This window comes from Thioalkalivibrio sp. ALD1 (assembly GCF_000381245.1).
GTDB lineage: Bacteria > Pseudomonadota > Gammaproteobacteria > Ectothiorhodospirales > Ectothiorhodospiraceae > Thioalkalivibrio.
Genome location: NZ_KB906243.1, coordinates 165,700 through 179,157 on the forward strand (window position 1 = coordinate 165,700; position 13,458 = coordinate 179,157).

Below are 13,458 nucleotides of genomic sequence, written 5' to 3' on the forward strand. Positions count from 1 at the left end.
CCTCCGTGAAGTGCTGGGCCGTCAGACGCGATGGGCATGCAACAGTTCCCGCTCGCCGGCGGAACGATTGCCCGTGCGGAAATCCTGAATGACCCGGTGCACAAAACGCAGCTTCGCGATCGCCTCCGGGGTCAATACAAACGGATAGACATGGGCATGCCCCATGCTGCGGTTCAGGCTGTTCAGGGCCGCCGCCAGGGGTAGCCAGTGCGCGACCAGCGCGTCCGGATCGTCGGTCGCATAGGCGTTGAAATCCGACTGTCCGCCCTGAGGACCCAGCCGCGCGGCGGCGCCGACGCTGGGCGCGACATCCATGCCATAGGCGGCGGCCGTGTCCAGCGCATCCACGATATGCAGGTAGTGCGCCCAGGTCTCGGCCCAGTCCTCCCAGGGATGGGAGCTGGCATAGGCCGATACAAAGTGGTCTTGCCAATTATTCGGCGGCCCCTGCTCATAGTGCTGGCGCAAAGCCGCATCATAATCGGCCCGCTCATCCCCAAAGCATTCGCGAAAGGGCTCGTGCCAGCGCGTGTCGCGGATCAGGCGATCCCAGTAGTAATGCGCCGATTCATGGCGAAAGTGCCCGAGGATCGTGCGATAGGGCTCGGCCATCGCCTCGCGCATGCTCTCGCGCACGGCCGGATCCGCCTCCGCGATGTTCAGCGTAATCACGCCATTCGCATGCCCGGTCACCACGCCGCCGCCCTCGTGGAAATCCGGGTTCGGATCGGCCAGAAAGTTGAATGCCAGGCCAGCGGAATCCGTCTCCTTGGAGACAACCGGAAGCCCCAGACGCAGCAGGCTGTACACCAGGCGCCGTTTCTCCGTCTCCAGCCGCTCCCACAGGCGTGCATTTCCGGGCACCGTCAGATCGGGGATGGTGCGGTTCAACCGGCAGGCGCGGCAGTACGTTTCCGGGTCATCGTGGCGCACCATCCAGTTGCAGACCGCATCCACCGCATAGTGGCGGCACTGGCGATAGATCGGCCCATCCGCATCCCCCGCGACCTGCCACAACCCGCCCGGGATCGGCGCGCCGGAGGCATCCAGCGCATCCCCGGCCATTTCCAGCGCAGACAGCTCCAGACGGTCGGGCAGAAAGCCCAGCCGCCGCCCACAGCCATTGCAGTAGGTGTTGTCGAAGTAAATGACACTACCGCAGCCTTCACACTCGAACAGCTGCATTGCAACCTCCCGGAAAATGCGGTGACGCGATTTGCGGCATGCCTGTCAGCCTACGCCAAAACCACTGCATGCGTCGCGAAGATGCCCCGCCCTGCCCCCCTTTCAGAGGCCTCGCTTGAGCAGCATCTGCACCCGTTCGAGCGCCAGCGGGTCCGTCAGGATTCCCGCATGGGTGGTTTCCACACCATAGACGCTGCTTGCGATCCGCTGCACGGGTGGATACAGCATGGTCGAGAGGGGGACCACACCGTCCGTCCCTGTTCGCCCCCCGCCATCCGGACGGCGAAAACTGAACAGCAGGTGCAACTCGGTCTCCCCCGACAATTCGGACTCGAACAATCGCCGCTGGTACTCGCTACCGGGCGCCATGTCGCGCCAGACCGGGATCACCACCGGCGAGCGATCCACTCCGGACTGCGCGGCGGCGTGACCGCGCCAGGGGGTGGACAGCGCGATCATGTGCGGGATCTGCGCCGGGGCCGCGCGACGCTCGCGCTCGTGCAACAAACCCTTGGCCACCAGACCGCCCATGCTGTGCGCAACAACCGGCATGGACTCTACATCGTGGCGCAGCTCCAGCTCCTCCAGGGTTTGTACCAGATGCGTGGCAACGGTCTGCAGAGGCAGTCCCGACGGGTAGTAGTACAGCCAGGGCTGGTAGCGCTCGCGATCAAGATGGTCAATCAGTTCGGCGAATCCCCGCGGCGAACCGTTCATGCCATGCACGAACAGCACCGGGACCCGGTCCGGATCGTAGGGCTCCAGGAAATAGATCCCGGCATAACCGTCCAGCATGAAGTCCAGCGGCCGCCACTGGCTCCCGCGGGCCACATTCGCGTCGAATCGCGGATCGTCCAGCGTGGTCACCTCCCCAAACACCGTGATACCGCCAACACTGACGGGACTGCCATCCAGGCCACGCTCGCGCTCGGGAGACAACGCGATCGCATGCGCCGCGACCACGTCACCCTCGACCCGGATCTCCAGATCGCCAGCGCGAGTACCTGCTAGACACTCCAGCACGTCACCTTCGTTCGCCAGATACACCGGGGCACCCACCTCGTGCCGCCCGTCGCGCTCGGGATCGGCAAAGGCCAGAACCTTGTAGCGCCCCGGTGCCAGCCCGAAAAACCAATGGCCACCGCCAGCACTCACCACGTGGTCCACCGGTTCCGGCACGGCGCCCTCTTCCACCGGCACTCGGAACACCGCAATCACGTACGGCCCCGGGACCTCGTCATCCGCCACCACCGTCCCGGCAATCGTGCAAGCCTGGTCCATCATCTGGATCTGCCCGCGCGCGTCCCACAACCCGCAACCCGCCAGCAACCAAGCCACCAGCACCAATGCGGCAATCCTCGCTCTGTCCATGCCCGCCTTCCCCACCGGCCCGCTTAATGCCCAGGAGCGGCCCCTGTCCGTCTCCATGTCACTCACAGGATAGCGGCGCGCTCTTCGGACCGCCTCATTTGCCTTGTATGGCAGCGACCGGACGCCCACAAAAAGGCCCGCGCGAGGCGGGCCTTGCCGGTCGTGTGCAGGAGAGCGGGCCGGATCAGGCGGCCGCCGCGGCGCGGGTAAACGCCAGATGCCCGCCGGCCATGTCCACCTCGATGGTATCGCCCGGGCCGAACTCGCCGGCCAGAAGCGACTGGGCCAGCGGATTCTCGAGCTGGGTCTGGATCGCCCGCTTGAGCGGACGCGCCCCGTAGACCGGGTCGAAGCCCGCGGCGCCCAGGTGATCCAGCGCCGCGTCGGTGATGGTCAGTCCGAGGTCGCGCTCTTCCAGACGCTTGCGCAGGTACTGCAGCTGGATGTCGGCGATCGCGCGGATCTGTTCGCGCTCCAGCGGATGGAACACCACCACGTCGTCGACACGGTTGATGAATTCGGGGCGGAAGTGCTGCCCGACGATCTCCATCACCGCAGCCTTCATCGCGCCGTAGTTCTCCTCGCCGGCCATCTCCTGGATCTGCTGCGAACCCAGGTTGGAGGTCATCACGATCACCGTGTTGCGGAAGTCCACGGTGCGGCCGTGCCCGTCGGTCAGGCGCCCGTCATCCAGCACCTGCAGCAGCACGTTGAACACATCCGGGTGCGCCTTCTCGACCTCGTCGAGCAGGATCACGGAGTACGGCTTGCGGCGCACGGCCTCGGTCAGGTAGCCGCCCTCCTCGTAGCCGACGTAGCCCGGGGGCGCCCCGATCAGCCGCGCCACGGAGTGCTTCTCCATGAACTCGGACATGTCGATGCGCACCATCGCCTCTTCGGTGTCGAACAGGAACCCGGCCAGCGCCTTGGTCAGCTCGGTCTTGCCCACGCCGGTCGGGCCGAGGAACAGGAACGAACCGTTCGGGCGATTCGGGTCGGACAGGCCTGCCCGCGAGCGACGAATGGCATTGGCCACGGCATTGACCGCCTCGGACTGACCGACCACGCGGACGCCAATCGCCTCTTCCATGCGCAGCAGCTTGTCCTTCTCGCCCTCCAGCATCTTGGAGACCGGGATGCCGGTCCAGCGCGAGACGACCTCGGCGACCTCTTCGTCGGTCACCTTGGTGCGCAACAGTTTGGTCTCCTGGCTCTCCATTTCGTGGGCCATGGCCAGGGACTTTTCCAGGTCCGGGATCCGACCGTACTGCAGCTCCGACATGCGCGAAAGATCCCCGGCACGGCGGGCCGTTTCCAGCTCCATACGGGCACGCTCCAGTTCTTCCTTCAGTTGCGCGGCGCCGGAGACCGAGGCCTTCTCGGACTTCCACACCTCCTCCAGATCGGAGTACTCGCGTTCCAGGCGCTTGATCTCGTCCTCCAGCGTGTCGAGGCGCTTCTTCGAGGCATCGTCGGATTCCTTCTTCAGTGCCTCGCGCTCGATCTTCAGCTGGATCAGGCGGCGTTCCAGGCGATCCATGGATTCCGGCTTGGAGTCGATCTCCATCTTGATGCGGCTGGCTGCCTCGTCGATCAGGTCGATCGCCTTGTCCGGCAGCTGGCGGTCGGTGATGTAGCGCTGCGAGAGCTGCGCGGCGGCAACAATCGCCGGGTCGGTGATCTCGATCCCGTGATGAACCTCGTAGCGCTCCTTCAGCCCGCGCAGGATGGCGATGGTGTCCTCCTGCGTGGGCTCGTCGACCAGGACCTTCTGGAAGCGGCGCTCCAGTGCGGCGTCCTTTTCGATGTTCTGGCGGTATTCATCCAGCGTGGTCGCGCCGATGCAGTGCAGTTCGCCGCGTGCCAGCGCCGGCTTGAGCATGTTGCCCGCGTCCATCGCGCCCTCGGCTTTGCCGGCGCCCACCAGCGTATGGATCTCGTCGATGAACAGGATCACGCGACCTTCTTCCTGCGAGAGCTCCTTGAGCACGGACTTCAGCCGTTCCTCGAAGTCGCCGCGGTACTTGGCCCCGGCCAGCAGCGCGCCCAGGTCCAGCGCCAGCACGCGCTTGTCCTTGAGCCCCTCGGGCACCTCGCCATTGATAATGCGCTGCGCCAGGCCCTCGACGATCGCGGTCTTGCCGACCCCCGGCTCGCCGATCAGCACCGGGTTGTTCTTGGTGCGACGCTGCAGCACCTGGATCGAGCGGCGGATCTCCTCGTCACGCCCGATCACCGGATCCAGCTTGCCCTGCTCGGCGCGCTCGGTCAGGTCGGTGGTGTATTTCTCCAGCGCCTGGCGGCTCTCCTCGGCGTCCGGGTTGTCCACCTGGTTGCCACCGCGGATGTCGTGGATAGCCTTGTCCAGTGCGTCCTTGTTGGCGCCGGCATGGCGCAGCATCTCGCCCACGCCGCCCTTCTCGTCGACGGCGGCGAGCAGGAACAGCTCGCTGGAGATGTACTGGTCCTTGTTCTGCTGGGCCAGCTTGTCGCAGACGTTCAGCAGCCGGCCCAGGTCATTGGAGACATGGACCTCGCCGGCCGCGCCTTCGACCTTCGGCATGCGGTCCAGCGCCTCTCCAAGCGCCGAGCGCAGCTGGCGCACGTTCACGCCCGCGCGGTCGAGCACGTGGCGCACGGTGCCGCCATCCTGGTCCAGCAAGGCCAGCAGCAGGTGGGATGGTTCGATGAACTGGTGGTCGCGGCCAACGGCAAGTGACTGCGCATCGGCGATCGCGGACTGGAACTTGGTGGTCAGGCGATCCATTCGCATTGGGAAACCCCTCGGTCAAATCTGTATGAACTGACACGAACCATGGGGGCAATGCCCGGCGCTTCAAGGTTAGGGAAACACTGATCAATGTACACGCTCGCGCTCGAGTCGGTTTTGCGTGCGAACAATGCGCGGTGACTGCCGTGCAGTCATTCTGCACAAGGGAGCCGCAATGCCGTTCCCACGCCCGTTTTTGATCAACAACGGGCGGCCGAGCCCCTTCGGGGTTGGCACCCCAGGTTCCCCGATCCTGCGTTGCGGCCCTTGCCGGTAGAACCACTACCGGCTGCGCACCGCGCCTTGTCTCGGAAAACCTGGGGTGCCAACGCGAGCGCGTACATTAATCAGTGTTTCCCTAAACACCGAATTTAGAACAGGTGGCGCGCCGTCATTCCTCGTCCAGATGCCCGATCCAGGCCAGCGTGCCCATGCGTCCGGTCTCGCCGTCCCGGCGGTAGGAGTAGAACCGCCCGGCCTCCGAATAGGTGCAGCGCCCGCCGCCCGCCACATGTACGACATCGACCCGCTCCAGCCGGTGCCGGGCCAACGCGTAGATGTCCGCGTGGAAATGCCCTTTGGGGCCGGGACGGAAGGCGGGCGCGGCCTCGACATCGTGATCGAGGAAGGTATCGCGCACCTCCGGCCCGACCTCGAAGGCCTCCGGCCCGATCGCCGCCCCCATCCAGGCGCGGATCTCCGCCTCGGGGCGCGTGATGCGCAAGGCCTCGACGGCCGCCTCGAGCACCCCGTCGGCCAGCCCGCGCCAGCCGGCATGGGCCACGGCCACCGCCTCGCCATCGTCGGTCGCCAGTACGACGGGCAGGCAGTCCGCCGTCTGCACGGCACAGACCACACCAGGGACGTCGGTGAATACCGCATCGGCCTCGAGCACCTCGTCCTGCTCCCACGCCTCCAGCAGGTCCTCGGCCCGGATGACGCGCGTGCCGTGGACCTGCCGCGGCCAGGCGACGGGCTCCGCGATCCCCAGGCTGTGTTCCAGGCGGTAGCGGTTCTCGGCGACATGTTCGGGGTTATCGCCGGTATGCAGGGCGAGGTTCAGCGAGTACCAGGGGCCCGTGCTCACGCCCCCCTCCCGCGTGCTCTGTACCGCCCAGACACCCGACGGGAGGTCGCCGAAGTCCGGCGCCAACATGGGGATCAGTTCAGCGGTCATTCTGGGCCTCCCGGTCGGTACGCAGGGCGACGAGCAGCGCCTCGAAATCCTCGGGCACGGGGACCTCGAAGGCGAGCACTTCGCCACTGTCAGGATGCTCGAATTCCAGCCGCGCCGCATGCAGGGCCTGGCGGCGAAAGGCCGCGAGCGCCCCCTTCGCCGCCTCGCCCATGCCGCGCACCGGACGCGGTCGCCCCCCATAGGCGGGATCACCCACGATCGGGTGGCGGATATGCGCCATGTGCACGCGGATCTGGTGGGTACGCCCGGTCTCCAAACGCACGTTCAGCAGGGTATGAGCCGGGAAGCGCTCCGCCACCCGGTAGTGGGTCACCGCCGGCTTGCCGCCGCCCGTGACCGCCTGACGCTTGCGATCCACCGGATGGCGGCCGATCGGCTCTTCGATGGTGGCACCGCTGATCACGCGGCCCTGCACCAGTGCCCGGTACTCGCGGTGCACCGTACGTTCCTGCAACTGGCGCACCAGCGCGGTCTGCGCCTGTGGCGTACGCGCAACCACCATCAGCCCGGTAGTGTCCTTGTCCAGCCGGTGCACCACCCCGGCGCGCGGCAGCTGCGAGAGGTTCGGGTCACGGTGCAACAGGGCATTCACCAGGGTGCCGGCCCGATGCCCCGCCGCCGGGTGCACGACCAGCCCGGCCGGCTTGTTGATCACCAGTACGGCGGGGTCCTCATGGACGACATCCAGCGCAATGGGCTCGGGTTCCGCCTCCAGGACCGGGGCCCCCGGGGGCTCCAGCACGACATGCTCGCCGCCCTGCACCGGCGTGCGCGGTTTTGGCTGGCCACCGTTCACGGTCAGGGCCCCTTCCTTCAGCCACTGGGTCAGCTGGCTGCGCGAATACTCCGGGAACAGCCGCGCCAGCGCGGCATCCAGCCGCTGGCCGGCCTCTTCCTCGGGGAGTTCCGCAGATCGCGGTTCGTTCATTGGCGATACTCGTCTCGATTTTCCCGCACCCGCGGACGGCCAGGCACGGCATGATGTTGTAGAATCCGCGAACACCGCTTCATCTGCGAGGCCCCATCGTGATTTCTGCCCCGAACCTGCTGCGCCTGACCGCCGTCCTGCTCCTGGCACTTTTGATTGCCGGTTGCGCCGGGCGCGAGGACCCGACACTGGGCTGGTCCGCCAGTCAGCTCTACGGCGAGGCGAAGAACGCCCTGAACGAAGGGAACTACGATCAGGCCGTTGAATACTACGAAAAGCTCGAGGCGCGCTACCCGTTCGGCCGCTATGCCCAGCAGGCGCAGATCGAGATCCCGTACGCCTACTACAAGGCGCGCGAACCGGAAGCCGCCATCGCCGCGGTGGACCGCTTCATCCAGCTCAATCCGCGCCACCCGAACCTGGATTATGCGTACTACCTGCGCGGGCTGATCAACTTCAACCGCCATCAGGGCTTTCTTACCAATCTGTTCCCGCGTGACCCGGCGGAGATGGATCCGGAGCCCTTCGAGCAGTCCTTCCAGGATTTCGACCGCCTGATCCGCGAGTTCCCGGACAGCCGCTACGCGCAGGACTCCTACCTGCGGATGGTCTACATCCGCAACGCACTGGCCGCCTACGAACTGCGCGTGGCCGAGTTCTACATGGAGCGCACCGCCTGGGTCGCGGGCGCCGAACGCGCGCGTCACCTGCTGGCCACCTACCCCGGTGCCGAGGTCCAGCCGCAGGCCCTGGGCGTACTGTGGCGCGCCTATAGCGAGCTGGGACTCGACGACTACGCCGACGCGACAATGATGGTCCTGGAGCTGAACTACCCGGACGCGGCCGCAGCCGTGCGGGCCGGCGAACCCATCGAAATACGCGAGCCGCGCGGAGGCCTGTGGCGCGTGTTCGACCGCCTGCCCTTCTTCACGAACTGACCGGGGAGCATCCGTACTCCCCGGCACGCGACCAGACCGTCATTGCGGGGCGGCAAACGGTTTCCTGAACCCGCAGCGGCCGGGGCCGGCGCGCGGTTCAACCCGGCCGATTGCTGCGTCCCTGCGCTCCTCGCAATGACGGGGCAAGGCCCGAGGTTTACAGCGCCTCGCTGCCCTCTTCACCGGTACGGATACGCACCACGCGGGTCATGTCGGAGACAAAGATCTTGCCGTCCCCGATCTTGCCGGTGCGCGAGGCCTTCACGATCGCGTCGATGCAAGGGTCCACTCGGTCGTCATCCACGACCAACTCCAGCTTCACCTTGGGCAGAAAGTCGACCACGTATTCCGCACCCCGGTAGAGCTCGGTGTGGCCCTTCTGCCGACCAAAGCCCTGGACCTCGGTCGCGGTCATGCCGGCAATACCCATCTCCGTCAGGGCCTCGCGGACATCCTCCAGCTTGAACGGCTTGATGATCGCCTCGATCTTCTTCATGCGAATCCCTTTGGTTGTGCCCGCCGCGCGGGCGCTCGTCTTGTGCCCGAAAGTGTACCAAACCGCCACCGCGGAGCCGTCATGGCAGGCTGATTCATCTTCCCGTCATAGCGCGCAGGCGATACCGACGGCGATCAACCCGGGCGGTAACCGGAGGTGATCGGATAACGACGGTCGCGCCCGAAGGCCCGTCGGCTGACGCGCACGCCAGGCGGGGCCTGGCGGCGCTTGTACTCGGCCAGAAACACCAGCCGCGCGATACGCTCCACGATGGCCCGGTCAAACCCATCGGCCACGATTTCCTCCACCGAGCGCTCCTGTTCGACGAACGCCTCCAGCACCGCATCCAGCACCTCGTAGGGGGGCAGCGAGTCGGCATCCTTCTGGTCGGGCGCCAGTTCGGCGCTGGGCGGGCGCTCGATCACGCGCTCGGGGATCGCCGCGCTGCGCGTGTTGCGCCAGCGCGCCAGGCGGTAAACCCACTGCTTCGAGACGTCTTTGAGCGGTGCGAAACCACCGTTCATGTCGCCGTACAGCGTGGAGTAGCCCACGGACATCTCGGACTTGTTACCGGTCGCCAACAGCAGCCTGCCACTGCGGTTCGACAGCGCCATCAGCAGCACCCCGCGGGCACGCGACTGCAGGTTCTCCTCGGTCACATCCCCCGCGTGGGCGGGCATGTCGACGAACGCCGATGACAGCCCGCCGAGGAAGTCCTGCACCATCGGTTCGATCGCGATCTCGTGGTACTCAATACCCAGCAACCGGGCCTGTGCCTCGGCGTCCTCGATACTCATCGACGCGGTATAGCGATACGGCATCATCACCGCGGTCACCGCGGCCGGACCCAGCGCATCCACCGCCAACGCGGCCGTCAGTCCCGAGTCGATGCCGCCGGACAGGCCCAGCAACACGCCGGGAAATCCGTTCTTGGAGACGTAATCACGGATGCCGATCATCAGGGCCTGGTAGAGGTCGCGGGCATCCGCCTCGTCCGGCTCCGGGCCGGGGTCAGTCAGCGTCGGGCGAATGCCGCAGGCGGACAAGTGCATGGTCTCGGGCCGCGGCTGCAGCTCGATCCCCGACGGTCCGCGCCGGGCCTGCACCAGGGCATACCCGGTCGCCCAGGCCGGCAGCACCGCGCGCGCCCCGTGCGCAGCGTCGTGCACGAAGGAACGGCCATCGAACACCAGCTCGTCCTGCCCGCCCACCTGGTTCACGTAGACCACCGGGCAGCCGGTCTCGGCGACCCGCGCGCCCACCACCTGCAGGCGCTCCTCGGCCTTGCCGCGATGATAGGGCGAGGCATTCAGGTTCAGAATGAGTTCGGCGCCGGCCGCCTGCGCGGCGGCCGCTGGCGCCGGTTGCCAGATGTCCTCGCAGACGGTGAGGCCGATCCGCCAGCCCGCAAGTTCGACCACGCAGGCCTGATCGCCCGCAACGAAATATCGCTGTTCGTCGAATACCGAATAGTTGGGCAATACCTGCTTGGCATAGCGCGCGATCTCGTGGCCGTCGCGCAGCCACAGCGCGGCGTTCACCAGACCCTGCTCGGTGGTAACCGGCGCGCCGAGGATCACGTCGATGCCCGCTACCGACCGCGTGATCGCGGCCAGGGACTGCTCCACCGCACGCAGGAAGGCCGGGCGCAGCAGCAGGTCCTCCGGGGGGTAGCCGGTCAGGGCGAGTTCGGGGAAGACCACTGCGCGCGCACCGGCGGCGCGGGCCTGTTCGATCGCGTCCTCGATCAGGTGGCGGTTCGTATCCAGCCCGCCCACGATCGGGTTGATCTGGGCCAGGGCCAGCGGCAGGTTATCGGCAGACGCCATCGCGGCGTGTCAGGCGCGATCGAGCGCGGACTGCATGGCCTGGCCGAGCTCGGCCGGGCTCTCGGCCACACTCGCCCCGGCCGCGCGCAGGGCCGCCATCTTCTGTTCGGCCGTGCCCTGGCCGCCGGCGATGATCGCCCCGGCATGGCCCATGCGACGTCCGGGCGGCGCGGTAGCGCCCGCGATATAGGCCGCCACCGGCTTGTCGAATTCATGCTCGATATAGCGCGCGGCGCGTTCCTCGGCATCGCCGCCGATCTCGCCGACCAGCAGCACGCCGTCGGTCTCCGGGTCGTCGCGGAACAGCCGCAGGCAGTCGACGAAGTCGAGCCCCTGGATCGGGTCGCCGCCGATGCCGATGCAGGTGCTCTGGCCCAGCCCCCGGTCCGAGGTCTGCTTGACCGCCTCGTAAGTCAGGGTGCCGGAGCGCGAGATGATGCCGATGCGCCCTCGCTGGTGGATATAGCCGGGCATGATGCCGACCTTGCAGGCATCCGGGGTGATGATGCCGGGGCAGTTCGGGCCGATCAGGCGGGTCGGGCTGCCGGCCAGCACTTGCTTCACGCGGATCATGTCCTGCACCGGGATGCCTTCGGTGATGCACACGGCCAGCTCGATGCCGGCATCCGCCGCCTCGCAGATCGCATCGGCCGCGAACGGGGCCGGGACATAGATCATGCTGACGGTCGCGCCGGTCTGCGCCACCGCATCGACGACGGTATCGAACACCGGACGGTCGAGATGCGTCTGTCCGCCCTTGCCGGGCGTCACACCCCCGACCAGACGGGTGCCGTAGGCGATCGCCTGCTCGGAGTGGAAGCTGCCCTGCTTGCCGGTAAAGCCCTGGCAGATCACCTTCGTATCGCGGTCGACGAGGATACTCATGCCACGGCCTCCACCACCGTGCGCGCCGCGCGGTCGAGGTCCGCGGCCGGGATCACGTCCAGACCGGAGCTGGCCAGCGCCTCGCGGCCCTGCTCCGCGTTGGTGCCTTCCAGCCGCACCACCACCGGAATCTGGACCTGCACCTCGCGGATCGCGGCGATGATGCCCTCGGCGATCAGGTCGCAGCGCACGATGCCGCCGAAGATGTTCACCAGAACCGCCTTGACCGAGGTATCCGACAGGATCAGCTTGAACGCGGCCGTGACCCGCTCCACCGTCGTGCCGCCGCCGACATCCAGGAAGTTGGCCGGCTCGCCGCCGTGGTGCTTGATCAGGTCCATCGTGGCCATCGCCAGGCCCGCGCCGTTCACCATACAGCCGATGGAGCCGTCCAGACGGATGTAGTTGAGGTCGTGCTCGTGCGCCTCTTCCTCGGCCGGGTCGCGCTGGCGCGCGTCACGTTCGGCCATCAGCGCCTTCTGGCGGTAGGCGGCAGAGTCGTCCACGGTCAGCTTGGCGTCGATGGCCAGCAACTGGTCGTCAGCGGTCAGCACCAGCGGGTTGATCTCCAACAGCTGCGCATCCACCTGCTGGAACAGGGCATGGGCGTTGTTCACCAGCTGGGCCATCGCCTTCGCCGGCTCGCCCGAGAGCCCAAGGGCAAAGGCCACGCGCCGACCGTGAAACGGCATCACGCCCGTGGCCGGGTGGATCGGCAGGGTGACCACGGCCTCGGGCCGTTCGGCGGCCAAAGTCTCGATATCCATACCCCCCTCGGCGGAGACCACCAGCGCCAGGCGCTCGCGGGTCCGATCCACCAGCAGTGCAAAGTAGAACTCGCGGGCGATGTCCGCGGCCGGCTCCAGCAGGAGCTGATCCACCGGCAGGCCTTCGGGGCCGCTCTGCCCGGTGACCAGGCGCGAACCCAGCAGCTTTTCCACCGCCTCGCGTGCAGTATCGGGGGAATCCGCCATCACCACACCGCCGACCTTGCCGCGCCCACCGGAATGCACCTGAGCCTTAACCAGCACACGCTCGGCGCCCAGCGCCTGCCAGGCAACGGGGAATTCATCCGTGTGGGTGATCACCTGTCCGTCGGGAACGGGGATGCCGGCGTCGCGAAAGCGCGCCTTGGCCTGAAATTCGTGGAGATTCATGGGTGTGGAGGATAGCGGCGAGGCCGTTGCCCGACAACTGTGGGGCCCGACAACTGCAGGGGCGAATGCGAGGGCGTGTGCTTATGGCAGCGCTGAATAGAGCCATCCTGGCTTTCTCAGGGCACGCTGCGCTGCAACGTTCTTGATGCCCTTGCACGGGCAAAGGGGTTTGCAGCTTGCGCCGGGATCAACCACCTACGGTGGCCAATCCCGGCGGGACACCCCTGTGCCACACGAACGCAGATCAATCAGCGTTTCCTCAGGCGGCCTGCACCGGGATGCCGTGACCAGTACGCACGATCGCGTTGCGGTCGTCGAGATACACGAGATTCGGGGTAAATTCGCGGGCCTCGGCGGCCTCCATCTGCGCATAGGCGCAGATGATCACGCGATGGCCCACTGCCGCTTTGTGCGCAGCCGCGCCATTGACCGAGACGATGCCGGAGCCCGGCTCGCCCTCGATCGCGTAGGTGGTAAAGCGCTCGCCGTTGTCCACGTTGTAGATCTGGATCTGCTCGAACGGCAGGATACCGGCGGCATCCAGCAGCCGCGTATCGATGGCGCACGAGCCCTCGTACTCCAGCTCACAATGAGTGACCTGGGCCTTGTGCAGCTTGCCCTTGAGCATGGTGACGTGCATCGGCGAATTTCCCGGCGATAACCTCTGGGGGCGGAAAATTATCCGCAATTGAGCCGGGCGC

General features: G+C 66.8%; 11 protein-coding genes. 1 reads left to right on the plus strand and 10 read right to left on the minus strand.

All coding sequences use genetic code 11. The features are described 5' to 3' along the window. Positions 1 to 21: 21 nt before the first annotated feature. The 5 genes from F623_RS0108125 to rluD form a co-directional block, all read right to left on the minus strand. Positions 22 to 1,185: a putative zinc-binding metallopeptidase gene (locus F623_RS0108125; RefSeq protein WP_018862020.1), complete on the minus strand. Its 1,164-nt coding sequence runs from the start codon at positions 1,183 to 1,185 to the stop codon at positions 22 to 24. Positions 1,186 to 1,287: 102 nt separating this feature from the next. Continuing rightward, a complete protein-coding gene (locus F623_RS0108130; protein ID WP_026279367.1) occupies positions 1,288 to 2,556 on the minus strand; it encodes a triacylglycerol lipase in 1,269 nt (422 codons plus the stop codon). A 184-nt stretch (positions 2,557 to 2,740) separates the two neighbouring features. Beyond that, positions 2,741 to 5,323: an ATP-dependent chaperone ClpB gene (gene clpB / locus F623_RS0108135; protein ID WP_018862022.1), complete on the minus strand. Its 2,583-nt coding sequence runs from the start codon at positions 5,321 to 5,323 to the stop codon at positions 2,741 to 2,743. Positions 5,324 to 5,717: 394 nt separating this feature from the next. Beyond that, on the minus strand, positions 5,718 to 6,503 hold the full coding sequence (pgeF, locus tag F623_RS0108140) for a peptidoglycan editing factor PgeF (protein WP_018862023.1): 786 nt from the start codon (positions 6,501 to 6,503) through the stop codon (positions 5,718 to 5,720). Then, entirely contained in the window at positions 6,493 to 7,452 is a 960-nt protein-coding gene (gene rluD / locus F623_RS0108145; RefSeq protein WP_018862024.1) for a 23S rRNA pseudouridine(1911/1915/1917) synthase RluD, read from the minus strand. The genes pgeF and rluD overlap by 11 nt, the downstream gene beginning before the upstream one ends. Before the next feature lie 98 nt (positions 7,453 to 7,550). Here rluD and F623_RS0108150 point away from each other — a divergent pair, with 98 nt between their 5' ends. Further along, positions 7,551 to 8,390, plus strand: a complete 840-nt coding sequence (locus F623_RS0108150; protein ID WP_018868405.1) for an outer membrane protein assembly factor BamD — start codon at positions 7,551 to 7,553, stop codon at positions 8,388 to 8,390. Positions 8,391 to 8,547: 157 nt separating this feature from the next. Here the strand turns inward: F623_RS0108150 and F623_RS0108155 are convergent, their stop codons facing one another. From F623_RS0108155 to panD, 5 genes are all read right to left on the minus strand, one after another. After that, on the minus strand, positions 8,548 to 8,886 hold the full coding sequence (locus F623_RS0108155) for a P-II family nitrogen regulator (protein ID WP_018862026.1): 339 nt from the start codon (positions 8,884 to 8,886) through the stop codon (positions 8,548 to 8,550). 134 nt (positions 8,887 to 9,020) lie between these two features. Further along, positions 9,021 to 10,715 (minus strand): NAD+ synthase, encoded by a 1,695-nt coding sequence (locus tag F623_RS0108160; RefSeq protein WP_018868404.1) that lies wholly within the window; start codon positions 10,713 to 10,715, stop codon positions 9,021 to 9,023. Between the two features lie 9 nt (positions 10,716 to 10,724). Next, positions 10,725 to 11,600 carry a succinate--CoA ligase subunit alpha gene (sucD, locus tag F623_RS0108165; protein ID WP_018862028.1) on the minus strand — a complete coding sequence of 292 codons (876 nt, stop codon included), beginning with the start codon at positions 11,598 to 11,600 and terminating at the stop codon, positions 10,725 to 10,727. Continuing rightward, the gene (gene sucC / locus F623_RS0108170) at positions 11,597 to 12,757 is read right to left on the minus strand and encodes an ADP-forming succinate--CoA ligase subunit beta (RefSeq protein WP_018868403.1); all 1,161 of its coding nucleotides are present in this window, start codon (positions 12,755 to 12,757) and stop codon (positions 11,597 to 11,599) included. The genes sucD and sucC overlap by 4 nt, the downstream gene beginning before the upstream one ends. 259 nt (positions 12,758 to 13,016) lie before the next feature. Then, entirely contained in the window at positions 13,017 to 13,397 is a 381-nt protein-coding gene (panD, locus tag F623_RS0108175) for an aspartate 1-decarboxylase (RefSeq protein WP_018862030.1), read from the minus strand. Between the last annotated feature and the right edge of the window lie 61 nt (positions 13,398 to 13,458).

Excerpts from the sequence above, each read along its gene's own strand:
- F623_RS0108125 (WP_018862020.1), bottom strand. The coding sequence starts at position 1,185 with ATGCAGCTGTTCGAGTGTGAAGGCTGCGGTAGTGTCATTTACTTCGAC.
- F623_RS0108130 (WP_026279367.1), bottom strand. The coding sequence starts at position 2,556 with ATGGACAGAGCGAGGATTGCCGCATTGGTGCTGGTGGCTTGGTTGCTG.
- clpB (WP_018862022.1), bottom strand. The coding sequence starts at position 5,323 with ATGGATCGCCTGACCACCAAGTTCCAGTCCGCGATCGCCGATGCGCAG.
- pgeF (WP_018862023.1), bottom strand. The coding sequence starts at position 6,503 with ATGACCGCTGAACTGATCCCCATGTTGGCGCCGGACTTCGGCGACCTC.
- rluD (WP_018862024.1), bottom strand. The coding sequence starts at position 7,452 with ATGAACGAACCGCGATCTGCGGAACTCCCCGAGGAAGAGGCCGGCCAG.
- F623_RS0108155 (WP_018862026.1), bottom strand. The coding sequence starts at position 8,886 with ATGAAGAAGATCGAGGCGATCATCAAGCCGTTCAAGCTGGAGGATGTC.
- F623_RS0108160 (WP_018868404.1), bottom strand. The coding sequence starts at position 10,715 with ATGGCGTCTGCCGATAACCTGCCGCTGGCCCTGGCCCAGATCAACCCG.
- sucD (WP_018862028.1), bottom strand. The coding sequence starts at position 11,600 with ATGAGTATCCTCGTCGACCGCGATACGAAGGTGATCTGCCAGGGCTTT.
- sucC (WP_018868403.1), bottom strand. The coding sequence starts at position 12,757 with ATGAATCTCCACGAATTTCAGGCCAAGGCGCGCTTTCGCGACGCCGGC.
- panD (WP_018862030.1), bottom strand. The coding sequence starts at position 13,397 with ATGCACGTCACCATGCTCAAGGGCAAGCTGCACAAGGCCCAGGTCACT.